The 26,678-nt window shown below is 69.1% G+C and carries 27 protein-coding genes; 15 read left to right on the forward strand and 12 right to left on the reverse strand.

Features of this window, described 5'->3' with window-relative positions; all coding sequences use genetic code 11:
• Nucleotides 1–33 precede the first annotated feature (33 nt).
• The 5 genes from AAIL68_RS01510 (at nucleotide 34) to ilvD (ending at nucleotide 4,781) form a co-directional block, all read left to right on the forward strand.
• Entirely contained in the window at nucleotides 34–726 is a 693-nt protein-coding gene (locus AAIL68_RS01510; RefSeq protein ID WP_347137718.1) for a pyrimidine 5'-nucleotidase, read from the forward strand.
• A gap of 10 nt (nucleotides 727–736) precedes the next feature.
• Nucleotides 737–958, forward strand: a complete 222-nt coding sequence (locus AAIL68_RS01515; protein ID WP_347137719.1) for a hypothetical protein — start codon at nucleotides 737–739, stop codon at nucleotides 956–958.
• A 10-nt stretch (nucleotides 959–968) separates the two neighbouring features.
• Nucleotides 969–2,168: a UbiH/UbiF family hydroxylase gene (locus AAIL68_RS01520; RefSeq protein ID WP_347137720.1), complete on the forward strand. Its 1,200-nt coding sequence runs from the start codon at nucleotides 969–971 to the stop codon at nucleotides 2,166–2,168.
• Between the two features lie 367 nt (nucleotides 2,169–2,535).
• Nucleotides 2,536–2,850: a multidrug efflux SMR transporter gene (locus tag AAIL68_RS01525; protein ID WP_347137721.1), complete on the forward strand. Its 315-nt coding sequence runs from the start codon at nucleotides 2,536–2,538 to the stop codon at nucleotides 2,848–2,850.
• Between the two features lie 92 nt (nucleotides 2,851–2,942).
• Nucleotides 2,943–4,781 (forward strand): dihydroxy-acid dehydratase, encoded by a 1,839-nt coding sequence (ilvD, locus tag AAIL68_RS01530; protein ID WP_347137722.1) that lies wholly within the window; start codon nucleotides 2,943–2,945, stop codon nucleotides 4,779–4,781.
• A gap of 166 nt (nucleotides 4,782–4,947) precedes the next feature.
• On the opposite strand, the gene AAIL68_RS01535 is transcribed toward ilvD, so the two are convergent.
• The 3 genes from AAIL68_RS01535 to AAIL68_RS01545 are packed head-to-tail and all read right to left on the reverse strand — an operon-like array spanning nucleotide 4,948 to nucleotide 8,238.
• Entirely contained in the window at nucleotides 4,948–5,784 is an 837-nt protein-coding gene (locus AAIL68_RS01535; protein WP_347137723.1) for a BadF/BadG/BcrA/BcrD ATPase family protein, read from the reverse strand.
• Nucleotides 5,785–5,812: 28 nt separating this feature from the next.
• Nucleotides 5,813–6,874 (reverse strand): TIGR01620 family protein, encoded by a 1,062-nt coding sequence (locus AAIL68_RS01540; RefSeq protein WP_347137724.1) that lies wholly within the window; start codon nucleotides 6,872–6,874, stop codon nucleotides 5,813–5,815.
• Nucleotides 6,871–8,238 (reverse strand): YcjX family protein, encoded by a 1,368-nt coding sequence (locus AAIL68_RS01545; protein ID WP_347137725.1) that lies wholly within the window; start codon nucleotides 8,236–8,238, stop codon nucleotides 6,871–6,873. The genes AAIL68_RS01540 and AAIL68_RS01545 overlap by 4 nt, the downstream gene beginning before the upstream one ends.
• Nucleotides 8,239–8,350: 112 nt before the next feature.
• Between AAIL68_RS01545 and hrpB the strand changes: the two genes are divergently transcribed.
• Nucleotides 8,351–10,807, forward strand: a complete 2,457-nt coding sequence (gene hrpB, locus AAIL68_RS01550) for an ATP-dependent helicase HrpB (RefSeq protein ID WP_347137726.1) — start codon at nucleotides 8,351–8,353, stop codon at nucleotides 10,805–10,807.
• On the opposite strand, the gene AAIL68_RS01555 is transcribed toward hrpB, so the two are convergent.
• The 4 genes from AAIL68_RS01555 to AAIL68_RS01570 form a co-directional block, all read right to left on the reverse strand.
• Nucleotides 10,804–11,136, reverse strand: coding sequence for a DUF2794 domain-containing protein (locus AAIL68_RS01555; RefSeq protein ID WP_347137778.1), 333 nt, complete (start codon nucleotides 11,134–11,136; stop codon nucleotides 10,804–10,806). The two genes, hrpB and AAIL68_RS01555, sit on opposite strands and share 4 nt — an antisense overlap.
• A gap of 75 nt (nucleotides 11,137–11,211) precedes the next feature.
• The gene (locus tag AAIL68_RS01560; protein ID WP_347137727.1) at nucleotides 11,212–11,433 is read right to left on the reverse strand and encodes an I78 family peptidase inhibitor; all 222 of its coding nucleotides are present in this window, start codon (nucleotides 11,431–11,433) and stop codon (nucleotides 11,212–11,214) included.
• 68 nt (nucleotides 11,434–11,501) lie between these two features.
• On the reverse strand, nucleotides 11,502–11,855 hold the full coding sequence (locus AAIL68_RS01565) for a hypothetical protein (protein WP_347137728.1): 354 nt from the start codon (nucleotides 11,853–11,855) through the stop codon (nucleotides 11,502–11,504).
• A 105-nt stretch (nucleotides 11,856–11,960) separates the two neighbouring features.
• Nucleotides 11,961–12,608, reverse strand: coding sequence for a TetR/AcrR family transcriptional regulator (locus AAIL68_RS01570; protein WP_347137729.1), 648 nt, complete (start codon nucleotides 12,606–12,608; stop codon nucleotides 11,961–11,963).
• Between the two features lie 228 nt (nucleotides 12,609–12,836).
• On the opposite strand from AAIL68_RS01570, the gene AAIL68_RS01575 reads away from it, so the two are divergent.
• Entirely contained in the window at nucleotides 12,837–14,264 is a 1,428-nt protein-coding gene (locus tag AAIL68_RS01575; RefSeq protein ID WP_347137730.1) for a Glu/Leu/Phe/Val dehydrogenase, read from the forward strand.
• 109 nt (nucleotides 14,265–14,373) lie between these two features.
• Here the strand turns inward: AAIL68_RS01575 and AAIL68_RS01580 are convergent, their stop codons facing one another.
• The gene (locus tag AAIL68_RS01580; RefSeq protein WP_347137731.1) at nucleotides 14,374–15,321 is read right to left on the reverse strand and encodes an L-threonylcarbamoyladenylate synthase; all 948 of its coding nucleotides are present in this window, start codon (nucleotides 15,319–15,321) and stop codon (nucleotides 14,374–14,376) included.
• A 116-nt stretch (nucleotides 15,322–15,437) separates the two neighbouring features.
• Here AAIL68_RS01580 and AAIL68_RS01585 point away from each other — a divergent pair, with 116 nt between their 5' ends.
• The 4 genes from AAIL68_RS01585 to AAIL68_RS01600 are packed head-to-tail and all read left to right on the forward strand — an operon-like array spanning nucleotide 15,438 to nucleotide 19,003.
• Nucleotides 15,438–17,135 carry an acyl-CoA dehydrogenase gene (locus AAIL68_RS01585; RefSeq protein WP_347137732.1) on the forward strand — a complete coding sequence of 566 codons (1,698 nt, stop codon included), beginning with the start codon at nucleotides 15,438–15,440 and terminating at the stop codon, nucleotides 17,133–17,135.
• Nucleotides 17,135–18,154, forward strand: a complete 1,020-nt coding sequence (locus AAIL68_RS01590; protein ID WP_347137779.1) for an MBL fold metallo-hydrolase — start codon at nucleotides 17,135–17,137, stop codon at nucleotides 18,152–18,154. Before AAIL68_RS01585 ends, AAIL68_RS01590 begins: the two co-directional genes overlap by 1 nt.
• A 53-nt stretch (nucleotides 18,155–18,207) precedes the next feature.
• Entirely contained in the window at nucleotides 18,208–18,363 is a 156-nt protein-coding gene (locus AAIL68_RS01595) for an aa3-type cytochrome c oxidase subunit IV (RefSeq protein WP_347137733.1), read from the forward strand.
• Nucleotides 18,364–18,382: 19 nt separating this feature from the next.
• The gene (locus AAIL68_RS01600) at nucleotides 18,383–19,003 is read left to right on the forward strand and encodes a hypothetical protein (protein ID WP_347137734.1); all 621 of its coding nucleotides are present in this window, start codon (nucleotides 18,383–18,385) and stop codon (nucleotides 19,001–19,003) included.
• Here AAIL68_RS01600 and AAIL68_RS01605 read toward each other — a convergent pair.
• Both AAIL68_RS01605 and AAIL68_RS01610 read right to left on the reverse strand, forming a co-directional pair.
• Nucleotides 18,991–19,323, reverse strand: a complete 333-nt coding sequence (locus AAIL68_RS01605) for an AzlD domain-containing protein (protein WP_347137735.1) — start codon at nucleotides 19,321–19,323, stop codon at nucleotides 18,991–18,993. The two genes, AAIL68_RS01600 and AAIL68_RS01605, sit on opposite strands and share 13 nt — an antisense overlap.
• Nucleotides 19,320–20,087 (reverse strand): AzlC family ABC transporter permease, encoded by a 768-nt coding sequence (locus AAIL68_RS01610; protein ID WP_347137736.1) that lies wholly within the window; start codon nucleotides 20,085–20,087, stop codon nucleotides 19,320–19,322. Before AAIL68_RS01610 ends, AAIL68_RS01605 begins: the two co-directional genes overlap by 4 nt.
• A gap of 68 nt (nucleotides 20,088–20,155) precedes the next feature.
• Here AAIL68_RS01610 and AAIL68_RS01615 point away from each other — a divergent pair, with 68 nt between their 5' ends.
• The gene (locus tag AAIL68_RS01615) at nucleotides 20,156–20,638 is read left to right on the forward strand and encodes a GNAT family N-acetyltransferase (RefSeq protein ID WP_347137737.1); all 483 of its coding nucleotides are present in this window, start codon (nucleotides 20,156–20,158) and stop codon (nucleotides 20,636–20,638) included.
• On the opposite strand, the gene AAIL68_RS01620 is transcribed toward AAIL68_RS01615, so the two are convergent.
• Entirely contained in the window at nucleotides 20,639–21,553 is a 915-nt protein-coding gene (locus tag AAIL68_RS01620) for a hypothetical protein (protein ID WP_347137738.1), read from the reverse strand.
• A 4-nt stretch (nucleotides 21,554–21,557) separates the two neighbouring features.
• Nucleotides 21,558–22,028 carry a transcription elongation factor GreA gene (gene greA / locus AAIL68_RS01625; protein WP_347137739.1) on the reverse strand — a complete coding sequence of 157 codons (471 nt, stop codon included), beginning with the start codon at nucleotides 22,026–22,028 and terminating at the stop codon, nucleotides 21,558–21,560.
• 250 nt (nucleotides 22,029–22,278) lie between these two features.
• Between greA and AAIL68_RS01630 the strand changes: the two genes are divergently transcribed.
• The 3 genes from AAIL68_RS01630 to AAIL68_RS01640 all read left to right on the forward strand — a co-directional run bounded on the left by AAIL68_RS01630 (nucleotide 22,279) and on the right by AAIL68_RS01640 (nucleotide 26,665).
• Nucleotides 22,279–23,934, forward strand: a complete 1,656-nt coding sequence (locus AAIL68_RS01630; protein WP_347137740.1) for an electron transfer flavoprotein-ubiquinone oxidoreductase — start codon at nucleotides 22,279–22,281, stop codon at nucleotides 23,932–23,934.
• A gap of 77 nt (nucleotides 23,935–24,011) precedes the next feature.
• Complete coding sequence (locus AAIL68_RS01635; protein WP_347137741.1) at nucleotides 24,012–25,835, forward strand: tetratricopeptide repeat protein; 1,824 nt, start codon at nucleotides 24,012–24,014, stop codon at nucleotides 25,833–25,835.
• A gap of 2 nt (nucleotides 25,836–25,837) precedes the next feature.
• Nucleotides 25,838–26,665: a 4-(cytidine 5'-diphospho)-2-C-methyl-D-erythritol kinase gene (locus AAIL68_RS01640; protein ID WP_347137742.1), complete on the forward strand. Its 828-nt coding sequence runs from the start codon at nucleotides 25,838–25,840 to the stop codon at nucleotides 26,663–26,665.
• Nucleotides 26,666–26,678 lie beyond the last annotated feature (13 nt).

A 26,678-nucleotide genomic window follows, 5' to 3' on the forward strand; every position in this document is an offset into this window, starting at 1 on the left:
GCAAGCGCGCCTTTGCCGGGCTAGGCACAGGCCATGGATTTCGCGCATGTCGATACCTGGATCTTCGATCTGGACAACACCTTGTACCCGCCCGAGATGGCGCTGTTCCCGCAGATCGAATCGCGGATGACGGATTACGTCATGCGCACCCTGTCGGTGGAACGCGATGCCGCCGACCAGTTGCGGCGCGACTGGTGGATGCGGCACGGCACCACGCTAGCGGGGCTGATGGCGGAACATGCCATCGACCCCATCGCCTATCTGGAGGATGTCCACGACATCGACTTCGCGCCCCTGCTGCCCGCGCCCGATCTGGCGGCGGCCATCGCCGCGCTGCCGGGGCGCAAGCTGGTCCACACCAATGCCGACGCCGCCTATGCGGTGAAGGTGCTGCGGGCGCGCGGGTTGGGCCTTGTCGATGACAACCTGCCCGCGCCCCTGTTCGAGGCGATCTATGGCATCGCCGAGACGCATTTCCATCCCAAGCCCGCGCCCGAAGCGTTCGAGGCGGTGATCGGATACGCCCGCATCGACCCCACCCGCGCGGCCTTTTTCGAGGACGACCCCCGCAACCTGCTGGTCCCGCACCAGCTGGGGATGCGCACGATCCTGGTCGGGCCGGGGCGGCACGGGCCGGACATGATGGCGGGCGAGGTGCCCGATCATGTCGATCACCACATCCACGACCTGACTGCGTTCCTGCGTCGCATTGCGGGCAAGGACTGATTGCGCCACAATGCTGGCCGGACGCGCGCAAACCACAGGTTTTCCCATGACCCATACCGCCGACAAAAGCGGAAATCGTTCGACTTTCCGCATCCTTGCCCTGCTGCTGGTCGTTGTCGCGATCGTTGTCCTGGCCGTTTTCCAGTTCGGCCTCGCCGTTCTTGGCCTGCTTGGCGTGATCCTGACCGTGGTCGTTTTCACGGTCATGCTGATGTTCACGGCCGGGAACTAGGCCGCGGCACATGATCGCGGGCGACCCTGAACGCATCGACATCCTGGTGTCCGGCGGCGGCATCGCCGGGCTGATCGCGGCGGCGGCTTTCGGGGCGCAGGGGTTTTCGACCCTTTGCGTCGATCCGGCCCCCCCGGTGACCGAGGAAGGGGCCGAAGGCGCCGACCTGCGCACCACCGCCTTCCTGACGCCTTCGATTGCGCTGCTGCGGCGGATCGGGCTGTGGGACCGCCTGCTGCCCCATGCCACGCCGCTGCAGGTCATGCGCATCGTCGATGCGGGCGGGGCGCAGCCCGTGGCCCGGCTGGTCCGCGATTTCGACGCGTCCGAGATCGGCGATCAGCCTTTCGGCTGGAACCTGCCGAACTGGCTGCTGCGGCGAGAGATTTCGGCGCGCCTGGCCGGGATGGAGAATGTCCGTTTCCAGCCCGGCACCGGCACGGCGGCGGTGCTGGCCCGCGATTCGTGCGCCATCGTCACGCTGAGCGACGGACGCCGCGTCCAGGCCCGGCTGCTGGTCGGTGCGGACGGGCGCGATTCGCCGGTGCGCCAGGCGCTTGGCATCGGGGTACGGACCTTTCGATACGGCCAGAAGGCGCTGGCCTTTGCGGTGACGCATGAGGTGCCGCATGGCAATGTCTCGACCGAGATCCACCGATCCGGCGGGCCGTTCACGCTGGTGCCCTTGCCCGACCGGGACGGAAAGCCCTGTTCCGCCGTGGTCTGGATGGAAAACGGGCGAGAGGTCGCGCGCCTTGCCGCCCTGCCGCCCGACGCCTTCGAGGCGGAACTGAACGCCCGATCCGCCGGGGTGCTGGGGCGCCTGTCCCTGGTCACGCGCCTGACGCAATGGCCGATCATCAGCCAGATCGCGGACCGCTTCACCGGCACCCGCACGGCGCTGATCGCCGAGGCCGCGCATGTCGTCCCCCCCATCGGCGCGCAGGGGTTGAACATGAGCCTGGCGGATCTCTCGGCCCTGCTGGACCTGTCGGGCGACGATCCCGGCAACCCGGACAGCCTTGCCGCCTATGACCGCGCCCGCCGCCCCGAGGCCTATGTGCGCCTGCTGGGCATCGACGCGCTGAACCGCGCCAGCCAGGCCGGCATCCGCCCCCTGCGCGACCTGCGCGCGGCGGCGCTTGGCGGGCTTTACGGCATCGCCCCCGTGCGCCGTCTGATGATGCGCGCGGGGTTGGGGATGCGGTAAGGGCGATCGGGCGGGACCAGGAAACGCACCGCGTTTCCCCCGCCCGCGCGCGACATTGCCGCCAGAGACATTGCCATTCCGCGACCACGAGAGGCCAGCGCCCGCCGGGGGCGGGGCGGGCGCTGGCCGGGCTTTTGAAGCCCGGCGGCGTTGGTGGCTATGGAGTCACGGGGCGAAGGCGATGGCCTTCGCCAAGCAGCTTTCGGAAAATCACCCTGGCCCCCAGCGTCGCCGACAGGCCGAATCCCTGCATGTTCGTCACCGCCGCCTTGAACAGCAGGACGATGATCCGTATCTAGGGGCCAGAGGACGACCTCCCCATCACGGGCGGATGCGCCGGGACGACCCGGCAGGATGGAGGTTCGTCATGGCCTGGTTCTATCTCGTTCTCGCCGGTCTTCTGGAAATCGTCTGGGCAACCGCGATGAAGCAATCCGCGGGCTTCACGCGCATTCTTCCCACCGGCATCATGGTCGTGGCCATGATCGCGTCATTCTGGCTGCTGGCCGTCGCGATGCGGGTGCTGCCGCTGGGCACATCCTATACCGTCTGGGTCGGCATCGGCGCCGTGGGGGCCTTCCTGATCGGCATCGCCCTGTTCGGAGAGCCGGTCACACCGCTTCGCCTGCTGGCGGCCATCCTGATCGTCGCGGGCATCGTCACGATGAAACTGGCCTCGTGACGGCCGAAACGAACCGAAAACGCGCGAATTCGGCAATTTCCTTCCGCCGCCAAGGGTGTTAAAACCGCGCGCCAGCCAAAGGAGTCTCAGCCATGCCCGCCTATCGTTCCCGCACCACCACCCACGGCCGCAACATGGCGGGCGCGCGCGGCCTGTGGCGGGCGACCGGGGTGAAGGACAGCGACTTCGGCAAGCCGATCATCGCCATCGTCAACAGCTTCACCCAGTTCGTGCCCGGCCATGTCCACCTGAAGGATCTGGGCCAGCTTGTCGCGCGCGAGGTCGAGGCCGCGGGCGGCATCGCCAAGGAATTCAACACCATCGCGGTCGATGACGGCATCGCCATGGGCCATGATGGGATGCTCTATTCGCTTCCCTCGCGAGAGATCATCGCCGACAGCGTGGAGTACATGGTCAACGCCCATTGCGCCGACGCGATGGTCTGCATTTCCAATTGCGACAAGATCACGCCGGGGATGCTGATGGCCGCGCTGCGGCTGAACATTCCGGTCGTCTTCGTGTCCGGCGGGCCGATGGAGGCCGGCAAGGTCATCCTGGAAAGCGGCAAGGTCAAGGCGCTGGATCTGGTGGACGCCATGGTCGCCGCCGCCGACGACACGGTGTCGGATGCCGATGTGGAAACCATCGAACGGTCTGCCTGCCCGACCTGCGGGTCGTGTTCCGGCATGTTCACCGCCAATTCCATGAACTGCCTGACCGAGGCGCTTGGCCTTGCGCTGCCGGGCAACGGATCCACGCTGGCGACCCATGCCGACCGCAAGCGCCTGTTCGTCGAGGCGGGCCACCTGATCGTCGATCTGGCCCGGCGTTATTACGAAGGCGACGACGCCAGCGTTCTGCCCCGCTCCATCGCCACCTTTGAAGCCTTCGAAAACGCGATGACGCTGGACATCGCCATGGGCGGGTCAACGAACACCGTCCTGCACCTGCTGGCGGCGGCGCATGAGGGCGGAGTGGATTTCACCATGTCCGACATCGACCGCCTGTCGCGCCGCGTGCCGGTGCTGTGCAAGGTCGCCCCCGCCAAGGACGACGTGCATATGGAGGATGTCCACCGCGCGGGCGGCATCATGGGCATCCTGGGCGAGCTGGACCGCGCCGGGCTGCTGCACACGAATGTCGGCAGCGTCCATGCCGGTTCGCTGGCCGAGGCGCTGGACCGCTGGGACGTGATGCGCACCGATGCGGCGTCCGTCCACGACTTCTATCGCGCGGCGCCCGGCGGCGTGCCGACGCAGGTCGCGTTCTCTCAGGACCGGCGCTATGATTCGGTCGATACGGACCGCAAGGGGGGCGTGATCCGCACCGCCGAACACGCGTTTTCGCAGGACGGCGGCTTGGCGGTTCTGTATGGCAACCTGGCCGAGGACGGCTGCATCGTGAAGACGGCGGGCGTGGACGACTCGATCCTGACCTTCACCGGCACCGCGCATATCTTCGAAAGCCAGGACGACGCCGTGTCGGGCATCCTGACCGGCAAGGTCGTGCCGGGTGAGATCGTGCTGATCCGTTACGAAGGGCCGCGCGGCGGGCCGGGGATGCAGGAAATGCTGTATCCGACCAGCTACCTGAAGTCGAAAGGGCTGGGGAAGGCCTGTGCGCTGGTGACGGACGGGCGCTTCTCGGGCGGCTCGTCGGGGCTGTCGATCGGCCATGTCTCGCCCGAGGCGGCGGAAGGCGGCACCATCGGCCTGGTCGAACAGGGCGACACGATCCGCATCGACATCCCGAACCGGGTGATCCACCTGGAGGTGGACGACGCCACCCTGGCCGCCCGCCGGGCGCAGCGCGAGGCCGAGGGCTGGAAGCCCGCGAAGCCCCGCCAGCGTAAGGTCTCGACCGCGCTGCGCGCCTATGCCGCGCTGACCACCAGTGCCGCGCGCGGCGCGGTGCGCGTCATCCCCGAGTGAGCGGCTGGCCTGCGATCTGGATGGATCGCAGGGCCATCCCTTGTCCGCAGAAACAGATCGGCGCGCCTGCCTTCCGCAGCGCGCCGTTTTCGTTTGGCAACACGACCCGGCCTGCGGGTTCCGCTTGCCATGACAAGCGCCCGTCGCGGCAGGCGCGGTGCGCCCCCTACGCCGCCCCGGCCATCTGCCGCGCCATCAGCAGCGCGCCATCGACGCTTGCTCCAAGGGCAGGGCGCTGCGGCCATTCCGCCAGCCGCGCCGCATAGGCCGGGCCAAGCCCGCCGACGAAAACCACGGGCAGCGGGGCGTCGGCTTGCAGCACCGTCAGGATATGGCGGATTTCGGCCACTGCCGCGTCAAAGACCTGCCGCGCCGCCGGGTCGTCGCCCGCGACAATGCGCGGGGCCAGCCGGGCGAAATCCGCCGGAGCCGCCTGGTTGGCGAAACGGATGATCCCCTCGATCCCGCCGAATTCCTCCAGCAACTGCTGCAGCAGGGGGGTCATGTCGGCGAATCCGTCCTCGGCCCGGATGGCCAGCGACAGGAGCGACCGGCCCAGGACCGCGCCCGACCCTTCGTCGCCCATGCGAAAGCCGCGTCCGCCGACCTGGCGCAGATCGCCGCCGCGCTGCACGGCAAAGACCGATCCGGTGCCCATGGCGGCCAGGATGCCGTCCTGTGTGCCCAGGGCGCCGCGCGCGGCGGTCACGCCGTCATTGACGATCTGCATCCGGGCAAAGGGCAGAAGCTGCGCCAGCCGTTCGGTCGCGGCGGTTATCGTGCCCCCCGCAAGGCCCAGCGTGGCGATCAGGTCGCGGGGATCGGCGCCCGACCCTTCCACCGCCTCGGCCACGGCGGTCATGATGTGGACCGCCGCGCCTTCCACATCGGTATTGATATTGGCGGGCCCGCCCCGGCCCTGGCCGATGATCCGGCCATCCGCATCCGCCAAGGCCGCGCGGCATCCCGTGCCGCCCCCGTCGATCCCCAGAAATAGCGTCATGCGGCCCTCCTGTCCGGTCGGGACCGTTCTAGCGATCTTCGTCCGGTCCGAACAGCCCGCGCAGGCCCCGCGTGACCAGGTTGCCCACCTTGGGGCGAGGCTGGGCAATGAAGGGCAGGGGACGGCAGACCTCCATCGCGGCGATGCCGACGCGGGCGGTCAGGGCGCCGTTGACGACGCCCTCGCCGAAGCGCTTGCTGAGCCTTGCCAGAACTCCGCCGCCCGCGACGGTGTGGATCAGGTCGTCGCCCGCCGCGACCGCGCCGGTCGCCACCAGATGCGTCATCACCGTGCGCGCCAGACGCCAGCCGCCGACGGCCCCCGCGCGGCCGCCATAGATCTCGGCCATGCGCCGGATCATCCGCAGGTTCGCGGCCAGGGCGGCGGCGACATCGGCAAGCGCCAGCGGAATCAGCGCGGTGGCGGCGGCGACGGTGCGGGCGGCAGCCTCGATTTCCCGGCGGGCATCCTGGTCAAGCTGCGCCAGCAGTTCGGTTTCCGCCATGGTCAGCAGGGTGCGGGCGTCAAAGGCGTCGCCCCGGTTGCCCTCCAGCCGCTTGCGGTGCCAGTCCAGTTCCGGGCGCTTGGCATACAGCGCCAGCATCTGGTCTGCGACCGCGCGCGCCTTGTCCATGCTGTCATCGGCCAGGGCCGCGCCCGCCTGCCGCTGGATCGCATCGATGCGCGCGAACCGCGCCCAAGCCCTGTATTCGCGCCAGGCCGTGCCAAGCGCCGCCATCGTGAACAGCGCGAAAAGCGCTATCCCGATCCAGCCCAGCACCGGATAGCGGGTCAGCAGGTCGTTGATGAAGTTCAGCGCGGCGATGGACAACAGGAACGTGAACAGCGCCACGCCCGAATTGATGAAGAAGCGCGTCAGCCTGGACGGCGGGCGCCCGACCAGGCGCGTCACCATCTCCATCGTGCGGGGGCGGGGCAGCAGGGGCGAGGCCTCGTCGATGGGCGGGGCGTCGGCGGGGTTGGGGGCTTCGACCCGCACCTCCTCGGCAGGGGCGGGGCGGGCTTCAGTCGGCTCGGGCGCGTCGAGTTCGATCAGCACGGGGCCGCGAGGGCGGGGTGTGTCGCTCACAGCCGGTCTCCGATCAGGAATTCGGCGGCGCGGTCCAGCCGGATATGGGGCGGGCCGTCGCCGGGCCGCGCGGTCATGGGGGCGGGGGCGAAGTTCATGATGGCGTAATCCGCGTCCAGCCAGCGTTCCGCCCCGTCGCGCGCGGGATGCAGCAGGGCGGCGGGATCGGCTGGCAGTTCGCCCGGATAGAAGGCCGCCTGCCGCCCGTCCAGCAGCCGCCCGCGCACGGCGGGCAGTTCCGTGCCGTCCTGGCGGATCACATCCTCGGTCGTGGCGCGGAGGGCTGCGATGGACATGGCCTCGGTCCGGGCGCCGCTGAAATCGGCGCGGTCGCGCGCCTCGCGCAGCATGGCCGACAGGATCGCGGTCAGGCGGTTGTGCTGGACATGGTGCAGGTGGTCGGCCTTGGTCGCGGTGAACAGGATGCGCTCCACGCGCCGCGTGCCCAGCAACTGCGCCAGCCAGCCCGCGCGGCCGGGGCGGAAGGCGGTCAGCACATCGGCCATGGCGCGGCGCATGTCCTCGACCGCGCGGGGGCCTTGGTGGATCGCGCCAAGGACGTCCACCAGCACCACCTGCCGGTCGATCCGGGCGAAATGCTCGCGGAAGAAGGGCTTGACCACGCGCGACTTGTAGGCGTCGAAGCGGCGGCGGAATTCCTTGTGAAGCCGTCCGTCTGCAAAGGGCGCGGGCAGGGGCGCGAAGGTCAGGGCGGGGGATCCTTCCATCTCTCCGGGGATCAGGAAGCGGCCGGGGGTGCAGTCGGACCAGCCGGCCTCGCGCGCGGCGTGAAGATGCGCGGTATAGGTCTCGGCCAGCCGCTGCGCGGTCGGTTCGTCGAAGCGGTCGCCGTCAAGGCCGTTCAGCGCCGCCTGATAGTCGGCGGCACCGGGGCGGCCCTGCATCCGGTCCAGAACCTCGGCCGACCACTCGGAAAAATCCTTTTCCATCAGGCGCAGGTCCAGCAGCCATTCGCCGGGATAATCCACGATGTCCAGGTGCAGGGTGCGCGGGCCGGTCAGCCCACCCAACAGGCCCCGGCTGTCCAGCCGCAGCGACAGGCGCAACTGGCTGACATGGCGCGTCCCTTCCGGCCAATGCGGTTCGGGGCCGGTCAGGGCGACCAGGTGACGCTCGAAGTCAAAGCGCGGCACGGTGTCGTCGGGCTGCGGCTGCAGCCAGGCGGTCTTGAGGCTGCCATCGGCGGCGGCGCGCAGGGCGTGCATCCGCCCCCGGTCCATCAGGTTTGCCACCAGCGAGGTGATGAAGACCGTCTTGCCCGCCCGGCTCAGGCCGGTGACGCCCAGCCGGATCACCGGATCGCCCAGGCCGATGCCTGCCAGAAGATCGCTGCCGATACCCATTCCGCCTGCCGTTTTTCCGTTGTCTTTGCCGGAAGATAGGATCCGGGGATGGGTTTGCATAGGGCGGCGGGCCGGGGTTCCGCTTGGCCCGCCGTTGCGACATAACGCGGCCATGCCCAATCGGTTGCCTATCGACGATGTTCTTCCCGCCCTGTGCGACGCGCTTGCCGCGCAGGGCCGCGCCGTGCTGGTCGCGCCTCCCGGCGCGGGCAAGACGACGCGCGTGCCGCTGGCGCTGCTGGACCGGGTCGCGGGCCGGATCGTCATGCTGGAGCCGCGCCGCCTGGCTGCCCGCGCCGCCGCCGAGCGTCTGGCGGAGCAGTTGGGCGAGACCGTGGGCGGGCGCGTCGGATACCGGATGCGCGGCGAATCGGTCGCGGGCAGCCGGATCGAGGTCGTGACCGAGGGCATCCTGACGCGGATGATCCAGTCCGACCCCAGCCTGGACGGGATCGGCTGCGTGATCTTCGACGAATTCCACGAACGCAGCCTGAACGCCGACCTGGGTCTGGCGCTGGTATGGGAGGCGCGGGGTGCCCTGCGCGAGGATCTGGCGGTGCTGGTCATGTCGGCCACGCTGGACGCCGAACCGGTGGGGCGGCTTCTGGACGACGCGCCGGTGATCCGGTCCGAGGGCCGCGCCTATCCGGTCGAGACGCGCTGGCTGCCGCGGCCCCTGCCGGCTGGTGCGCGGCTGGTGGATGAAGCCGCGCGGCTGATCGCGCTGGCCGAAGCCGAGACGCGCGAAACCGGCGGCACGATCCTGGCCTTCCTGCCGGGCGAGGGCGAGATTCGGCGGGTCATGGCGCAGCTTGGCGATGCTTGCGAGGTGCTGCCGCTTTATGGTGCGCTGCCCGTGGCGCAGCAGCGGGCGGCGTTGTCTGAACCCGGCACGCGGCGGCGGATCGTTCTGGCGACGGCGATTGCCGAGACATCCTTGACCATCCCTGCGGTGCGCGTGGTGGTCGATGCGGGCCGCGCGCGGCGGGCAAGGGTTGACCCGGGGTCCGGCATGTCGCGGCTGGTGACGGAACGCGTCAGCCGGGCCGAGGCCGATCAGCGCCGGGGCCGCGCGGGCCGCGTGGCGCCGGGCATCTGCTATCGAATGTGGGCGCGGGCCGAGGAAGGCGCGCTGCCCGCCTTCGCCCCGCCCGAGATCGCTGTCGCCGATCTGGCGGGCCTTGCGCTGGAACTGGCGGCCTGGGGGTCCGAGCCGGGCGACCTGGCCTTCCTGACGCCCCCGCCCGAGGGTGCCTTGGCCGAGGCGCGCGCCCTGCTGCGGGGGCTGGAGGCGCTGGACGCCGGAGGCCGCATCACCGATCACGGGCGTAGCTTGGCGCGGCTGCCGTTGCATCCCAGGCTGGCGCATATGCTGCTGCGCGCGGGCCAGGGGGCGGCGGATGTCGCGGCGCTGCTGTCGGGCCGCGATCCCCTGCGCGGCACGCCGGTGGATCTGGCGCTTCGGCTGGCGGCGGTGCGCGATCCCAAGGGCTTTGCGGCGCGGTATCCCCATGAGGCGAACCGGGCGGTGGTCCAGCAGATTCGGGACGAGGCAGCGCGGCTGCGGCGGCTGGTTGCGTCCCGCGATCGCGGGGGGGCGCTGCCCCCCCGGACCCCCGGGTATTTGGGCAAAGAAGAATTGGGGGGCATGGTTTCTCTGGCCTATCCCGACCGGATCGGGCTGCGACGCAAGGGGGATGATCCGCGATATGTCCTGTCGGGCGGCAAGGGCGCCGTGATGGAGGCGGGCGATCCCATGGCCGGGCAGCGGCTGGTCGTCGCGGTCGATCTGGACGGCGACCAGCGGGAGGCGCGGATCCGCATGGCCGCCCGGCTGGACGAGGCCGACCTGCGCGCCCTGCATGGCGACCGGATCGAGACGGTGGAGATATGCGAATGGTCGCGGCGCGAGGGGCGGGTGCTGGCGCGGGTGCAGGAACGGCTGGGCGCGCTGGTGCTGTCGGATCGCGCCTGGCCGGACGTGCCGCCCGAAGCCATTGCGCGGGCGGCGCTGGAAGGACTGCGGCTGGACGGGCTGCCCTGGACTCCGGCTGCGGCCCGGTTGCGGGCGCGGATCGCGTTGTTGCCGGATATGGGGCCGGTTGATGATGCCAGTCTGCTGGAGGATGCAGACTGGCTGCTGCCCTGGCTGGGGCGCGCCCGGACGCTGGCCGATCTGCGGGCGCTGGATTTGACCGAGCCGCTGAAGGCGCGCATCGGCTGGGACGGCCAGCAGCGGCTGGACCGCGAGGTTCCGGCGCATTTCGTCACGCCCCTGGGCCGCAAGGTGCCGATCGATTATGACCACGAACAGCCCTCGATCGAGCTGCGCTTGCAGGAACTGTTCGGCGTGACGCGCCATCCGGTCGTGGGCGGGCGGCCCTTGCGGATCAGCCTGTTGTCACCAGGCGGCAAGCCCGTGCAGGTGACGACGGATCTGCCGGGGTTCTGGGCGTCAAGCTATGCCGATGTCAGGAAGGACATGCGCGGGCGCTATCCCCGCCATCCCTGGCCCGAGGATCCGCGCGAGGCTGATCCCACCACGCGGGCCAAGCCGCGCGGCACCTAGTCCACCGCGCGGATCAGTGCCTTGTCGAAGACGCGCAGCACCTGCGCCAGATCATGCCCGCGCTTCAGGATCCGCCCGTCCATGCCGATCACCGAATAGGCGCCCTGGGCCGCGCGCAGCCGGGGGCGCTTCTCTATCCGGTACAGCGGATGTTCGGTCGCGCGGCGGAAGACGCTGAAGACGGCGGCGTCGCGCAGGAAGGACATGGCGTAATCGCGCCATTCCCCCGCCGCGACGAAGCGGCCATAGACCGACAGGATCAGGGACAGTTCCGCCCGGTCGAAGACAACGCGGTCCGGGTCGGCATGAAACGGCGGGCTGGCGTTCATCATAAAACAGGATGGTGACAGCCCGCCGCCCGCATGGCAATGCCGAAAAGGGGGCGGGCGCCATCCCCTTCGGGATCAGTAGCAGCTCACCTTCTCGATCCGGCCGGTGCGGCCGTATTCGATGTTCAGCCGGTCCGGGCGGAAGTCCGCGGTGACGGCATCGTCCGGGCCGATCTGGCGGGTGCCGATGGGGAAGGTCATGGCCCCCAGGACCGCGACCGGCTGGCCCACGAGCCCCTGATGGGCCGAGGCGCGGCAGGCGTCCGGGACCGCGTCGGGCAGGGGTTCTGCGGGCATCGGTTCACAGGCGGCAAGGGCGGCGACTGTGGTCAGGGCAAGAGCAAGCGATGTGGCTTTCATGATGGTCATCCGCAATCGACATTGGTGATGGTGCCCGCCGCATCCAGACGGAAGACGACGCGGCTGGGAACATAATCCTGCGGCTCGATCCCGCGATATTCGACGACCCGGTAATCGTTGGTCACGCCCAGCGTCGGGATGACGCTGCCCGGCTGGCCGATGGCCGAGGCATAGTTCTTGCTGGCGCCGCACAGGTCGGGCTTGCGTTCCGTTAGCCCGGAGACGCCCGCCACGGGTGCCGGCGCGGGCGGGGCATAGGCCACGGGGGCGGGTACCGGCACCGGCACGGGCACCGGGGCTGGCGCCATGCAGCCGGAAAGCAGCGCCGCGGCCAGACATGTCAGCAGAATCGTCTTCATGATCGTCAATGATTCCCTCGGGGTGCCCGTCTGTCGCGGGCTTGTGGCAAGGATGATACAGCCGGGACAACGGGTTGCAAAGACGCTGCGATTGTCACGATTGCATCATCGCGTGCCGATGCTGCGCCGCAGGGCGCGATGCGGCTGCGGCGCATGGGCGCGCAGGAACAGCGCGGCGGCATCGGCTGCCGAGGTCTGGACGGCAGCTTGGGTCGCGGCCTGGGACCGCCCCAGCAGCGCGGGTTCCTGCAGGCCCATGCCCGCCAGGGCGACAAGCTGTCCGGCGGCGGTGTCGGTATCGTCGATCAGCAGCAGGCCGCTGGCCATCCAGCGGTCCAGGCAGGGGCGGATGCGGCCGCGCAGCATCCGCGTCAGCGCCTCGTGGAAGCTGGCGGACAGGTCCGCGAAGCGCGCGGCCTCGGCCACATGGATGCGGTAAAGGGCGATCTGCGCCGGTTCGACCAGCCAGGCGGCGACCTGTGCGGTGATCCGGGGGATGCCCTGGACGGGTTCCAGGGACGGGTCGATGTCAAGAACGAAGTCGAGCCTTGCCACCTCGGCCCGCATGGCTTCGTGGAACATCAGCGTCTTGTCGGGGAAATAGCTGTAAAGCGTCGCCTTGGACACCTGGGCTGCCCGTGCGATGTCATCGACGCTGGCCCCGGCATAGCCATCGCGAAGGAAAATGGCAGCGGCGCCCCTGACCACCTGCCTGAATTTGCGACCCTGGCTAACCGATTGAGGCGTCTTCATCTTTCATTCCAAAACCACCCTCTGGTTAGCAGGTCGGCCAGAGGGTTCAATCCCTGATTGTGTCAACTGGCTCGATGCCCTGGGTGATCGTGGCGCAAGCGCATCACGGCAATTCGCCTCGTGTTAACGCAAATGCCTTATTTTTGTTCAGATCGGCCTTGGCACCCGCCGTCCGGCTGGCATAGCCTTTCCACCGTCACCAACCGGCACCAATGTCAGGAGCAGCCGATGACGATCCCCCACCCTTCCTTCCGCGACTCGGTCGACCGGATGTTCACCCATGCCGCAAGCCTGATGGATCTTCAGCCGGGGCTGGAGGAGAAGATCCGGGTCTGCAACTCGACCTATACGGTGCGCTTCGGGGTGCGGCTGCGCGGGCAGATCCACACCTTCACCGGCTATCGGTCCGTCCATTCCGAACATATGGAGCCCGTGAAGGGCGGCATCCGCTATTCGCTGGACGTGACCCAGGACGAGGTCGAGGCGCTGGCGGCGCTGATGACCTATAAATGCGCCCTGGTCGAGGTGCCGTTCGGCGGATCGAAGGGCGGCCTGTGCATCGACCCCCGCGCCTGGGATGAGGATGAGCTGGAGCGCATCACCCGGCGCTTCACCTATGAGTTGTCGCGGCGCAACCTGATCTCGCCCAGCCAGAACGTGCCCGCGCCCGACATGGGCACCGGGGAACGCGAGATGGCCTGGATGGCCGATGCCTACAAGCGGCTGCATCCCGACGACATCAACGCCAAGGCCTGCGTCACCGGCAAGCCGCGCCATGCGGGCGGCATCGAGGGCCGGGTCGAGGCCACGGGCCGGGGCGTGCAGTACGCGTTGCGCGAGTTCTTCCGCCATGCCGATGTGATGAAGAAGGCAGGCCTGGAAGGCGGGCTTGCGGGCAAGCGGGTGATCGTGCAGGGCCTGGGCAATGTGGGCTATCACGCGGCGCAGTTCCTGTCGGCCGAGGATGGGGCGCTGGTCACGGTCGTGATCGAACGCGACGGGGCGATCCGCAACCCGCAGGGCATCAACATCGACGCCCTGCGCGGTCATATCCGGTCAACCGGCGGCATCAAGGGCTTCGCGGGCGGCGACTACGACGCGAATGGCTTGGCGGCGCTGGAGGATGACTGCGACATCCTGATCCCGGCGGCGGTCGAAAGCGTGATCCATGCCGGCAATGCCGAGCGAATCCGGGCAAAGCTGATCATCGAGGCCGCGAACGGTCCCGTCACCGCCGATGCCGACGAGATCCTCCAGCGGAACGGCGTGGTCATCATCCCCGACATGTATGCCAATGCGGGCGGCGTCACGGTCAGCTATTTCGAATGGGTCAAGAACCTGTCGCAGATCAGCCTTGGCCGCCTGGAGCGCCGCCACGAGGAAGCCCGCGCCCGGCTGCTGATCGAGGAGCTGGAGCGGATCTCGGCCGACACGGGCACGAATTTCGAGCTGGCCCGAGGCTTCAAGGAGGCCTTCCTGCACGGCGCGGACGAACTGGATCTGGTCCGGTCCGGCCTGGACGACACCATGCGCGAGGCCTTCAAGAAGATGAAGGAGGTCTGGGTGTCGAACCCGCGCGTCGATGACATGCGTACTGCGGCTTACGTCGTGGCGATCCGGCGGATCGCGAATGTCTATGGGTCGCTGGGGTTGTGACCGGGCAGGGGGCGCTGCCCCCGTCCTTCGGTTCGTCGCTGAAAAAGGTCCACTGGACCTTTTTTGGGTGCTCCTCATCCAGGATATTTGTGCACAGAAGATGCGGCCGTCAGCTTCGGGGAGCGGCGGCGCGGCGCAGGCGGTCGTTGATCGCGGCGCCGAGGCCGTGGTCGGGGATCGGGGCCACGGCGATGGGACGGCCTTCGCGGTCGGCGCGGCGCAGGGTGTCGAACAGGCGGGCGGCGGCCTGCGTCAGGTCGCCGGACTCAGACAGGGTGAAGGGGCCGGGGGCGGCGAAGGGGATATGCGTCTCGCCCGGCGCGGGGATGGCCGCGTTCAGGCGCAGCGTCGCCTGCGGGGCATAATGGCTGGTCAGTTGCCCCGGCGCGTTCGGAGTGGACGGGTCGGGTTGGTGATCCGCAAGCGGGTGGCCCAAGCGGTCGGAAATGGTTTCGGCCGGGATGCCGCCTGGGCGCAGCAGGGTGGCGCGGCCATGGGGCCAGCCGACGATGGTGGACTCAACGCCCACAGGGCAGGGGCCTGCATCCAGCACGGCGGCAATGCGGCCATCCAGTCCCCCGTCGGGGTCCAGCACGTGATCCGCGCTTGTCGGGCTGATCCGGCCCGAGGCATTGGCCGAGGGCGCGGCAAGCGGCCCGGTCAGCCGCAGCAATGCCTGCGCGATGGGATGGGCGGGCACGCGAATCGCGATGCTGGACAGCCCCGCCGTCACCAGCGAGGCGATGCCGGCATCCGGGCGCAGCGGCAGCACCAGCGTCAGCGCGCCGGGCCAGAAGGCCGCGGCCAGCGTCTCGGCCTCGGGCGGGAAATCGGCGATGCCGTGGGCGGTGTCCGCGTCGGGAACATGCACGATCAGCGGGTTGAAGCTGGGCCGTCCCTTGGCTTCATAAATCCGCGCCACCGCCGCGCCATTGCGCGCATCGCCCGCCAGGCCATAGACGGTTTCGGTCGGGATCGCCACGACTTCGCCCGCCGACAGCAGGATCGCCGCGCGGGCCAGGCCCATCTGGTCTGCCAACAGGTGTTCGGTCTGCATCCGTGACGCCGGGTTTCGGTTGAGCCTTGGTCCCGGCCCCCTAAGATGGCCCGGAACAGCAGTTCTGATAGTCGCGTCGGGCCCGATTGCCAAGGCGCGAAGGGGAGGGAGACCAGATGAGCTACAAGGCGCCGGTCGCGCAGATCGACTTCATCCTGAACCATGTCGTGCCGTTCCGCGACCTTGCCGCCACCGGCCTCTTTGCCGAGGCGACGCCGGAAACCGCATCCGCCATCCTGACCGAGGCGGGGAAGCTTGCGACCAATGTCCTGGCCCCCCTGAACCGCAATGGCGATGAACATCCTGCGGTGCTGGAGAATGGCCGCGTCCGGTCCTCTCCGGGCTATGCCGAAGGGTTCCGCGCCATTGCCGAGGGCGGCTGGATCGGGTTGGCGGCCAACCCCGACCATGGCGGCATGGGCCTGCCGCAGGCGCTGAACATGGCCGTGGCCGAGATGATGTCGGGCGCCTGCCTGGCCTTGCAGTTGAACCCCCTGCTGACCCAGGGCCAGATCGAGGCGCTGGAGCATCACGCCAGCGACGACCTGAAGGCGCTGTATCTGCCCAGGCTGATCTCCGGCGAATGGTCGGGGACGATGAACCTGACCGAACCTGGCGCGGGCAGCGACGTGGGCGCGCTGACCACCAAGGCCGAACCGGATGGCGACGGCACCTATCGCGTGACGGGGCAGAAGATCTTCATCACCTGGGGAGACAGCGACGTGACGGAAAACGTCTGCCACCTGGTGCTGGCGCGCCTGCCGGATGCGCCGAAGGGGACCAAGGGCATCAGCCTGTTCATGGTGCCGAAGTTCATCCCCGATGCGGATGGCAGGCCGGGTGTCGCCAACAGCCTCAAGGTCGTCAGCCTGGAGGAAAAGATGGGCATCCACGGCAGCCCCACCTGCGTGATGAGCTTCGAGGGCGCGACGGGCTGGCTGGTGGGCGAGCCGCACAAGGGCATGGCCGCGATGTTCACCATGATGAACGTCGCCCGCCTTGGCGTGGGGATGCAGGGCGTCGGCGTGGCCGAGGCGGCGTTGCAGCAGGCCGTGGCCTATGCGACCGACCGCAACCAGATGGGGCCGATCATCAACCACCCCGACGTGCGCCGGATGCTGGCCACCGCGCGGGCCGAGATCTTTGCCGCCCGCGCCATCGGCCTTGCCTGCGCCACGGCCATCGACCTGGAGCGCGCCACGAACGATCCCGTCCATGCCGCCCGCGCGGCCTTCCTGACGCCGATCGCCAAGGCTTACGGCACCGATGTCGGCTGCCGGGTCGCGGACATGGGCGTGCAGGTCCATGGCGGCATGGGCTATGTCGAGGAAACCGGCGCCGCCCAGTATCTGCGCGACGTGCGCATCACGCGGATCTATGAAGGCACCAACGGCATCCAGGCCATGGATCTGGTGGGCCGCAAGCTGTCCGATGGGGGCGATGCCGCCCTGCGCCTGCTGGATGAGGTCGCGGACGGCGCCAAGCTGGCGCAGGCCGATTATCCGCAAATGGCGAACCAGTTGTGGCAGGCGTCCGAGACGCTGCGCGAGGCGACCTATGCGCTGCTGGAGCGTGACCTGCCGGTGCGCTTTGCGGGGGCGGTGCCCTATCTCACCGCTTTCGCGCGGGTTCTGGGGGGGCTCTACCACCTGCGTGCCGCGCAGGCCGGGGGCGAGGCGCAGGAGGCCCTGGCCCGCGTCTTCATGGCCCGCGTCCTGCCGCGCCATGTGTCCGATCTGGCCGAGGCCGTGGCGGGTCTGGACGACCTGTCGGGCATCAGCGACGCGGCCCTTGCGGGCGATCTGGCCGCGTGATCGCCTATCCGTTCGAGACGCCGCCCGAAGCGGGCCAGGCGGTGACGGTCGCGCCGGGCGTGTTGTGGATGCGCCTGCCCCTGCCGATGGCGCTGGATCACGTCAATGTCTATGCGCTGGAGGAGGGAGACGGCTGGACGCTGGTCGATACCGGCTTCGACACGCCCGCCAGCCGCGAGGCATGGGTGGCGCTGCTGGCCGGACCCTTGGCGGGCAGGCCGGTCCGGCGGGTGATCGGCACCCATCACCACCCCGACCATATCGGGCTGGCGGGCTGGTTCATGGCCCGCGACGGGGCCGAACTGCTGATGAGCCGCACCGCCTGGCTGACCGCGCGGATGCTGGTTCTGGACCGGCAGGACCGCGCCAGCCCCGAATCGCTGGCCTTCTGGCGCCGGGCGGGAATGCCTGCGGACCTGCTGGAAAAGCGCGCGGCGGAACGGCCCTTCAACTTTGCCGATGTGGTCCATCCGCTGCCGCTGGGCTTCACGCGGCTGGTCGATGGCCAGCAGGTGGAGTTTGGCAACCGACGCTGGCGCGTCGCCATGGGCCACGGCCATGCCCCCTGCCACGCGACCTTCTGGTCGCTGGATGACGATCTGGTGATCGGGGGCGACCAGTTGCTGCCCTCGATTTCGCCGAACCTGGGGGTCTATGCCACGGAACCCGAGGCCGATCCGGTCGGCGAATGGCTGGAAAGCTGCACCCGGATGGCCGGTCTGGCGGAACCGCGCCACCTTGTCCTGCCCGGCCACAAGCTGCCCTTCACCGGCCTGCCCACGCGGCTGCGCCAGTTGATCGACAACCACGGCAACGCCCTGGACCGGATGGTCGCGGCGCTGCGGGAAAGCCCGCGCACCGCTGTCGGCTGCTTCGACATCCTGTTCAAGCGCCGCATCGGCGCGGGCGAATTCGGGCTGGCCCTGGTCGAGGCGGTCGCCCATGTGAACCACCTGCGCCGACAGGGCATCGTGACCGAAATCGGCGAGAGTGATGGCGCGGTGCTGTGGGGGGCGTGACAGGGCAGGCGGGATCCGTTATCGCAAGGGGAAACCGGACAGGAGACCAGCCTATGGCCACCCATCACCACGAGATCACCGAACACAAGATCGGCACCATGGACATCACCGAACAGCAGCGGACCTTCGCGGGTTTCCTCAGGTTCGCCACTTGGGTCGCGATCCTGTCGATCCTGGCCCTGATCTTCATGGCCCTGGTCAACAGCTGATCGATCGGGCAGGATTTCCATGAAAAGACGGGTCTTCCTGGCGGCGGCGCTGCCTGCCGCCCTTGCCGCCTGCGCCCAGAAGGTCTGGGATTCGGACGAGGAGGTGCGCGCCGCGCGCTTCGTGTCAAGCGAGCCGCCCTCGATCACGCTTCTGACGGTGATCGGCATCCCGCGCGGCGAAGGCGGGCATTCGGGGCTGATGATCAACGGCAGCCAGCGGGTGATCTATGACCCGGCGGGAAGCTGGGAACACCCGCGCATCCCCGAACGCAACGACGTGCTCTACGGCATCACCGACAACTTCAAGCACTTCTACATCGATTATCACGCCCGCAGCACCTATTGGGTGGCCGAGGATACCGTCTTCGTCAGCCGCGAGGTCGCCGATGCCGCGATCCGCGCGGTGGAATCGCAGGGCGCATCCCCAAAAAGCTATTGCGCGGTGAACACCGGGCAGGCCCTGCGCCGCGTGCCGGGCTTCGAAGGCGCGCCCACCGGCTTCAGCCCGCTGAAGCTGCGCAACTGGTTCCTGACGTTGCCGAACGTGCAGTCCAAGCGCCACATGGACGGTGACCCGGCCAACAACCACGACGTGCTGCTGCGCCAGAAGGACGGCAAGATCGTCGGCTACAACATGTAAAGCAGGCCGTAGAGCGTGATCGCCCCGGCAAGGATCGCCACGATCATGTTCTTCGTCCACAGGCCGACCGCCACCGTGACCGTGGCGGCGGCCATCCGGGCCGGATCGGGCTGACCGCCGGCCGCGGCGGGCCAGACGACCAGGGGCGCCACAAGCGCGGGCAGCACCGCCACCGGCGTATAGCGCAGCATCCGCAGCACCCAGCCCGGCAGTTGCCGGTCGCCCAGCGTGCCCAGGAAGGACCAGCGGATCAGGAAGGTGCCGATGCCCAGCACCACGATCACCAGCCAGATCGTCAGGTCGGATATGCCGTTCGTCATGCCTGCGCCCTTTTATGCGACCAGACCTCGACCGCCGCGCCGGCGGCCATGCCCAGGGGGGAGGCGATCAGCAGCCCCAGACCGGACGGCAGGCCCGCCAAGACCAGCGATCCGGCGACCGCGACAAAGCAGGCGGCCAGGTGCGCAGGCGTGCGCAGCATGGGCGCGATCATCGCCAGGAAGGTGATCGGCATGGCGAAATCCAGCGCGATGCCTTCGGGGATCGCCCGGCCCACCGTCGCCCCCAGCCAGGAAAAGAACATCCAGGGCAGGCAGACCACCATCACGATGCCCGCGAAGAAGGCAAGCCGGTGGCGCAGGTCCATGCGGGGATTGGCCTCGTATTCCTGGATCGACAGGGCATAGCTTTGATCGACCAGGGCATAGGCGACCCAGGCCTTCTGCCCGGCCGTCGCATCGCGCAGCCAGGGCACGAGCGAGGCCGAATACATCGCCATGCGCAGGTTCACCGCCAGGCAGGACAGGATCACGATGATCACCGGCGCGTGGTCGGACAAAAGCTGGACCGCCGTGAACTGCGACGCGCCCGCCAGCACCAGCACCGAGAATCCCAGAACCTGGGCCACGTCCATCCCGGCCTCGGTCGCGACGACGCCGAACAGCAGCGCAAAGGGGATCATCACGATCAGGAAGGGCAGCGACTTGACGGCGCCGCGCCAGAATGCCTCGCGGACGGTGGCGGTCGCGCCGTCATCGGCAAGGGACTGCCGAGCATCGGGGCGGAACGGAGGAGTGGGGGCCATGGGGCTTTCGCTTGGGATCGGAACGCGGCACCTTCGTTGCACGACGCGCAAGGATAAGGCAAGGCCGGGTGCAGATCACGACCCCCATTCCCGACCGGCACCTGCGCGACGCCGCCCGGATGTGGTGGGGCGCCTTCGCGCCCTTCGCCGCAGGCAGGGCACCCCCCATCCGCCCCTGCCACGGCATTGCCGCGATCCGAAGCGATGGCCGTCTGGCGGGCGTGGCGGGCTTTCGCGACCATCACGGCGGGCTGCTGGCCGAGATGCCGCTGCTGGCGCGGCTGCTGTTCCGGCCCGCGCCGGAAACCCTTGACCTGGTGATCGACGGGATCGTGGTGGATGGCCCGCGCCGGGGCACGGGCCGGGCGCTGCTGGAAGCTGCTTCGGATGTCGCGCGCAGGGCCGGCCGCCCCGGCCTGCGGGCCGAGGTCGCGCTGAGAAACCGTCCCGCAATGGCCTTCCATGCCGCGACCGGCTTTGCCGAGATCGGGCGCGGGCCCTATGGCTGGCCCTGGACGGGGCCGGTGGCGATCCTGCGCCGCCCCGTGTGATCAGCCGAAGGTTCCGGCGATCCGGCCCAGCAGCATGAAGGCGCGGGCCGACCGCGTTTCGGCAAGCACGGCGATCTGGGCATCGTCCATCCCCGGCACCTGCCGGGACAGCATGGCGTCGAAATGGCGCAGGAAATGATGGGCGGTGTCGCGGAAGATCTCGTCCCGGTCCAGCAGGGCCGAGGTGATCTCCAGCGCGACCGGATCCTGGATGCCGCCCAGGGCCGCCACGGCGCTGCCGCGCGCCCCTTCCGCAAAGCGGCGCCAGACGGCGGGGGAGGCGGGCTCGGGCGGCAGGTCGTCCATGTACAGATCCTGCCCGGCCAGCAGCGTCACCACATCCTGCGCCGCGCGCAGCACGCGGGCGTGATCGTTGTCCTGCAGCGCGTGGCGCAGGGCGGCGATGGCCAGCGAATCGTCGGGACCGTCGGGAAAGTTCAGCGCCCGGATCAGCGTGTCGGCATCGACGGGCTCCGAAGGTTCTGCGCGCACCGCCTGCGGCCGGTTTTCGGCCACGGGGCGCGGCGTGGGACGGGGCGCCGGGGTCGGGGCAGGGACGCGCGGCAGCGGATCCGGTTCGCCGAAGGCTTCGGGATCGGGCACCGCGCGGGGCGGGGCGCCACGGGTCGCGGCCATGTCGCGCAACTGGGCCAGGCGCTGGCGCAGGTCGTCGGCCTCGGCCCGCAGGACGGCGATGGCGCGGGCGGTCCTGACCGCCAGCCAGATCAGCGCCAGGGGCAGGATCGTGCCCATGATGACCGTCAGGCGCGCGATGCCGCCCCCGCTGCCGTCGCCCCCCGGCGCCAGCAGCCAGAACAGGGCCACCAGGAGCAGCCAGACGGCGCCCAGGACAATGCCCGTCGCGGTGATGGCGTCGCGCTGCGCCAGGGTGGCGATCCGTGCAACCAGGGACATCGGCTTATTCGTACCGGATCGCGAGGATCTCGTAGCTGCGCTGGCCGCCGGGCGTCGTGACCTCGACGCTGTCGCCCACGTCCTTGCCGATCAAGGCCTTGGCCAAGGGCGAGCGGATGTTCAGCAGCCCGCGTTCGATGTCGGCCTCGGCCTCGCCCACGATCTGGTAGGTGCGTTCCTCGTCGGTATCCTCGTCCACCAGGTTGACGACGGCGCCGAACTTGACGGAACCCGACAGCTTCGACGGGTCGATCTGCTCGGCCCGCGACAGGATCGATTCCAGTTCCTTGATACGCCCCTCGATGAAGCCCTGCTTTTCGCGGGCGGCATGGTATTCGGCGTTTTCCGACAGGTCGCCATGTTCGCGCGCCTCGGCGATCTGACGGATGATCGCGGGGCGTTCCTTCGACTTCAGGTCGCCCAGTTCGCGTTCAAGCGCGGCATAGCCGCCGCGGGTCATCGGAATCTTGTCCATCGCTGCCCAATCCTCTGCGGGATGCAATCCTTTGCGGGATGCGGTTGCCGTCCAAATGCTAAGGCAACGCCCCCGCCATTCGGAATGGCAGGGGCGCAAGCCTTGTTGTCGGCACCGTGCCCCGAATTGCCGCATCTTTGCAAGCCCGCGCGAGGCCCCAACGGCAGTTTTTGGCCGTCGCGTCAGGATTGCCGCGATGCGGCAGAAACGCTACATGCAAGACCGAAGAGAGCCAGGAGGAACCCCAGCCATGACCGACAGCATGCAGCCTGACCGCGAGTCGATGGAGTATGACGTGGTCATTGTCGGGGCGGGGCCGTCGGGTTTGTCTGCGGCGATCCGTCTGAAGCAGATCGACCCTGATCTGTCGGTGGTGGTGCTGGAGAAAGGCTCCGAGGTCGGCGCGCATATCCTGTCGGGGGCGGTGCTGGACCCGGTGGGACTGAACCGGCTGATCCCCGACTGGAAGGAGCGGGGCGCCCCGATCCGCACCGAAGTCACCGACGACAACTTCTATGTCCTGGGCGCGGCGGGCGCGGTGCGGGTGCCCAACTGGCCGATGCCGCGGCTGATGAACAACCATGGCAACTACATCGTCTCCATGGGCAGCGTCTGCCGCTGGCTGGCCGAGCAGGCGGAAGCCCTGGGCGTCGAGATCTTTCCCGGCATGGCGGCCAGCCAGGTGGTCTGGGACGGCGACCGCGTGAAGGGCGTGGTCGCGGGCGAGATGGGGCTGCAAGCGGACGGCACCCCGGGGCCGCATTACGAGCCCGGCATGGAACTGCACGGCAAGTATGTCTTCATCGGCGAGGGCGTGCGCGGCAGCCTGGCCAAGGTCATCATCAACAAGCTGGGCCTGTCGGAGGGCCACGAGCCGCAGAAATACGGCCTCGGCATGAAGGAGATTTGGGAGGTCGATCCTTCGAAGTTCCAGAAGGGCCGGGTCGTCCACACCATGGGCTGGCCGCTGGGCAAGAACGCCGGCGGCGGCAGCTTCATCTATCACTACGAGGACAACCTGGTGATGCTGGGCTTCGTGGTGCACCTGAACTACGAAAACCCCTATCTTTATCCCTACATGGAGTTCCAGCGCTTCAAGCACCACCCGATGGTGGCCGACCTGCTGGAGGGAGGCAAGCGCATCTCCTATGGCGCCCGCGCGATCAGCGAGGGCGGCTGGCAGTCGCTGCCGGAACTCAGCTTCGACGGCGGCGTGCTGCTGGGCTGCTCGGCGGGCATGGTCAACGTGCCGCGCATCAAGGGCAACCACAACGCCATGCTCTCGGGCATCGAGGCGGCGGAGGCGGCGGCCAGGGCGATTGCCGCGGGGCGCGAGGGCGACCGGCTGACGGATTACGATCAGGCGGTGCGCACGGGCGCCATCGGCCAGGATCTGCGCAAGGTGCGCAACGTCAAGCCCGCCTGGTCGCGCTATGGGCTCTGGCCGTCGCTGGTCCTCGGCGGCATGGACATGTGGGGGGCCGGGCTGACGGGGCGCAACATCCTGCGCACCTGGAAGCACGGCAAGACGGACGCGGAAGCCACCGGCAAGGCGCGTGACTTCCAGCCCATCGACTATCCGAAACCCGACGGCAAGCTGAGCTTCGACCGGCTGACCAACGTGGCCTTTTCCTTCACCAACCACGAGGAAAGCCAGCCCTGCCACCTGAAGCTGACCGATCCCACGATCCCGATCCGCGTCAACCTGCCCGAATACGCCGAGCCCGCGCAGCGCTACTGCCCGGCCGGCGTCTACGAGGTGGTCGAGGAGGCAAGCGGGCCGCGCTTCGTGATCAACTTCCAGAACTGCGTCCACTGCAAGACCTGCGACATCAAGGATCCCTCCCAGAACATCACCTGGACCACCCCACAGGGCGGCGACGGGCCAAACTACCCGAATATGTGATCGGGGGGATGGGGGCGGGCGTTGCCCCGCCCCTGGCACCGCGTTAGGGTCGGCGGAACGCATTTGTGATCTCCGGGATGGCCCCATTGACCCTGACCCGCCCGAATCTGGCCCTGATCGCTGCCTTTCTGACGGCGCTGTCGCTGCCCGTCCAGGCCCAGGACCGGCCCGAACCGCGCCCCGACGGCGATGCCCCCGCCAGCGCCCCCGCGCCGAAATCCGATCCCGCGCCGCTGACCTTCGGTCTTGCCGGGCCCTTCCTGGCCGCGCGCATGGCGACGGTGGAAAACGACTTCCAGGCTGCCGCGCGGTTCTTCGTGCAGGCCGTCGCCCATGATCCCGGCGACCGCTTCCTGCAGGACAGCGCCCTGGTCGCGCTTGTATCCGCCGGGGAAATCGACCGCGCCGTCCAGCTTGCCAACCGCATCGGCGGCGATGGCGAGCCGACCGAACTGTCGCGCCTGATTCATCGCGCCGATCTGGTCCATGGGGGCGACTGGGCCGGGCTTCTGGCCGATGTCGGCACGCCCACCGACGCCAGTTCCGAAGCCGACCTGCTGGCCGGGATGCTGCGGGGCTGGGGCCTTCTGGGGGCGGGCAAGGCGTCCGAGGCCCTGGCCGAATTCGAACGCCTGACCAGGCTGCCGGGCGTCGCGCCGATGGTGAACTATCACCTGGCCCTGGCCCGCGCCCTGGTCGGCGATTACGAAGGGGCCGAGGCGCTGCTGGCCGATGAAACCACCGGCGCGCATATCCTGGGCTTTGCCGCCCGCGCCCAGATCCTCGCCCAGCTGGAACGCCGGGACGAGGCCGTCGCCATGATCGAGGCGATACCCGGCATCGAGGCCGAGCCGCAGCTTCTGGCGCTGCGCGACAGGCTGAAGACCGGCCAGCCGGTGGCCTTCGACGTGGTCAGGACGCCCGCCGACGGGATCGCGCAGGTCTTCCTGACCTTCGCCTCGGCCCTGGCCTCCAGCCCGGATCCCGAACCGCTGTCGCTGATCCATGCCCGGCTGGCCGCCTGGCTGTCGCCCGACACCGCCGAGGCGCGCCTGATGGTCGCCCAGATCCTGCAGGAGCGCCAGCAGTTCGACCTGGCCGAACCCGAATTCGACGCCCTGCGCCGCATGGGCCAGATGCGTCCCGCCGCCGAACTGTCGCGCATCGACAGCCTGTCGCGCGCGGGCCGCACCGACGAGGCGGGCAAGGCCGCCCTGTCGCTGACCGCCGCCTATCCGGACTTGCCGCAGGCCTGGATCGCGCTTGGCGACCTGCTGCGCCAGCAGGAAAAATTCGCCCAGGCCGTGCCCGCCTATGACAAGGCCCTGGCCCTGTTGGAGGATGCGCCCGCTGAGGCCCGCTGGTTCCCGCTTTACGCGCGCGGCATCGCGCTGGAACGGTCGCAGCAGTTCGACAAGGCCGAGGCCGATTTCCTGGCCGCCATCGAGATCCGCCCGGACCAGGCCAGCCTGCTGAATTACCTGGGCTACAGCTGGATCGACCGGAACCAGAACCTGGACCGCGCCTTGGGGCTGATCCAGAAGGCGGTCGAGCTGTCGCCCGACGATGGCTATATCCTCGATTCGCTGGCTTGGGCCTATTACCGGCTTGGCCGCTATGACGAAGCGGTCGCGCCGATGGAGGCCGCCATCCTGACCATGTCGCAGGATCCGCTGGTCAACGACCACCTGGGCGACATCTACTGGAAGGTCGGCCGCCACCGCGAGGCCGAGATCCAGTGGCAACGCGCCCTGTCGCTGGACCCGACCGAAACCGAGGACGTGGATCTCGACCGCATCCGCGCCAAGCTGGAGCGGGGCCTCGACGCCGTCCTGGCCGAGGAAGCGGCGGCGGGCACGGCTGAAACCCCCGAGCCAACCCCGCAGGCCGCCGCGAACTAGCGATGCCCGCGATTGTCGAGCCCGCGCCAGCCAAGCTGAACCTTGCGCTGCATGTCACCGGACACCGTCCCGACGGCTATCACCTGCTGGATTCGCTGGTGGCCTTTGCGGGCGTGGGCGATGTGGTGACGATGGAACCCGGCCCGCTGTCCCTGCGGGTCGAGGGGCCGTTCGCAGCGGGCCTGCCGGTCAGCGACGACAACCTGTGCCTGCGCGCGGCCCGGCTGGCGGGGGCAGGGGCCGCGATCACCTTGACCAAGAACCTGCCGGTGGCCTCGGGCATCGGCGGCGGGTCGGCCGACGCGGCGGCGGTGCTGCGCGGGCTGGCCCGGATGGGTCATGCGCTGCCCGCAGGCACCGAACGGCTGGGCGCCGATGTGCCGGTCTGCCTGGGAGCAAGCCTCGCGCGGATGGAGGGGGTGGGTGAGATCGTCACCCCACTGCCGCCGCTACCCGCCATCCCGCTGGTGCTGGCCAATCCGGGCATCGCGGTTTCCACGCCGCAGGTCTTTGCGGCGATGGATCGGCGCGACAATCCTGGTCTGCCCCCCATCCCGCGCTTTGCCGGTCTGGCCGATCTTGCGGATTGGCTGGCAGGCACGCGCAACGATCTGGAAGCTCCCGCGCTGACCATCGCCCCCGTGATTGGGCAGGTGCTGGAGGCCCTGCGCGCCACGGGGGCAGCCTTCGCGCGCATGTCAGGGTCGGGCGCGACCTGCTTCGGGCTTTACGACCGTCCCGACCGCGCCCGCATTGCCGCCGATGCGTTGAAACAGCATGGCTGGTGGGCGGTCGCGACGGAACTGGCACCGCCGCTTGCCCCCCGCTAAGGTGTCGCAAACC

This window comes from Paracoccus sp. SSK6 (assembly GCF_039770665.1).
Classification (GTDB): Bacteria; Pseudomonadota; Alphaproteobacteria; order Rhodobacterales; family Rhodobacteraceae; genus Paracoccus.

Bases quoted from the DNA above. Each gene is read 5' to 3' on its own strand.
- AAIL68_RS01510 (WP_347137718.1), top strand. From the start codon at position 34: ATGGATTTCGCGCATGTCGATACCTGGATCTTCGATCTGGACAACACC.
- AAIL68_RS01515 (WP_347137719.1), top strand. From the start codon at position 737: ATGCTGGCCGGACGCGCGCAAACCACAGGTTTTCCCATGACCCATACC.
- AAIL68_RS01520 (WP_347137720.1), top strand. From the start codon at position 969: ATGATCGCGGGCGACCCTGAACGCATCGACATCCTGGTGTCCGGCGGC.
- AAIL68_RS01525 (WP_347137721.1), top strand. From the start codon at position 2,536: ATGGCCTGGTTCTATCTCGTTCTCGCCGGTCTTCTGGAAATCGTCTGG.
- ilvD (WP_347137722.1), top strand. From the start codon at position 2,943: ATGCCCGCCTATCGTTCCCGCACCACCACCCACGGCCGCAACATGGCG.
- AAIL68_RS01535 (WP_347137723.1), bottom strand. From the start codon at position 5,784: ATGACGCTATTTCTGGGGATCGACGGGGGCGGCACGGGATGCCGCGCG.
- AAIL68_RS01545 (WP_347137725.1), bottom strand. From the start codon at position 8,238: ATGGGTATCGGCAGCGATCTTCTGGCAGGCATCGGCCTGGGCGATCCG.
- hrpB (WP_347137726.1), top strand. From the start codon at position 8,351: ATGCCCAATCGGTTGCCTATCGACGATGTTCTTCCCGCCCTGTGCGAC.
- AAIL68_RS01555 (WP_347137778.1), bottom strand. From the start codon at position 11,136: ATGAACGCCAGCCCGCCGTTTCATGCCGACCCGGACCGCGTTGTCTTC.
- AAIL68_RS01560 (WP_347137727.1), bottom strand. From the start codon at position 11,433: ATGCCCGCAGAACCCCTGCCCGACGCGGTCCCGGACGCCTGCCGCGCC.
- AAIL68_RS01565 (WP_347137728.1), bottom strand. From the start codon at position 11,855: ATGAAGACGATTCTGCTGACATGTCTGGCCGCGGCGCTGCTTTCCGGC.
- AAIL68_RS01570 (WP_347137729.1), bottom strand. From the start codon at position 12,608: ATGAAGACGCCTCAATCGGTTAGCCAGGGTCGCAAATTCAGGCAGGTG.
- AAIL68_RS01575 (WP_347137730.1), top strand. From the start codon at position 12,837: ATGACGATCCCCCACCCTTCCTTCCGCGACTCGGTCGACCGGATGTTC.
- AAIL68_RS01580 (WP_347137731.1), bottom strand. From the start codon at position 15,321: ATGCAGACCGAACACCTGTTGGCAGACCAGATGGGCCTGGCCCGCGCG.
- AAIL68_RS01585 (WP_347137732.1), top strand. From the start codon at position 15,438: ATGAGCTACAAGGCGCCGGTCGCGCAGATCGACTTCATCCTGAACCAT.
- AAIL68_RS01595 (WP_347137733.1), top strand. From the start codon at position 18,208: ATGGCCACCCATCACCACGAGATCACCGAACACAAGATCGGCACCATG.
- AAIL68_RS01600 (WP_347137734.1), top strand. From the start codon at position 18,383: ATGAAAAGACGGGTCTTCCTGGCGGCGGCGCTGCCTGCCGCCCTTGCC.
- AAIL68_RS01605 (WP_347137735.1), bottom strand. From the start codon at position 19,323: ATGACGAACGGCATATCCGACCTGACGATCTGGCTGGTGATCGTGGTG.
- AAIL68_RS01610 (WP_347137736.1), bottom strand. From the start codon at position 20,087: ATGGCCCCCACTCCTCCGTTCCGCCCCGATGCTCGGCAGTCCCTTGCC.
- AAIL68_RS01620 (WP_347137738.1), bottom strand. From the start codon at position 21,553: ATGTCCCTGGTTGCACGGATCGCCACCCTGGCGCAGCGCGACGCCATC.
- greA (WP_347137739.1), bottom strand. From the start codon at position 22,028: ATGGACAAGATTCCGATGACCCGCGGCGGCTATGCCGCGCTTGAACGC.
- AAIL68_RS01630 (WP_347137740.1), top strand. From the start codon at position 22,279: ATGACCGACAGCATGCAGCCTGACCGCGAGTCGATGGAGTATGACGTG.
- AAIL68_RS01635 (WP_347137741.1), top strand. From the start codon at position 24,012: ATGGCCCCATTGACCCTGACCCGCCCGAATCTGGCCCTGATCGCTGCC.
- AAIL68_RS01640 (WP_347137742.1), top strand. From the start codon at position 25,838: ATGCCCGCGATTGTCGAGCCCGCGCCAGCCAAGCTGAACCTTGCGCTG.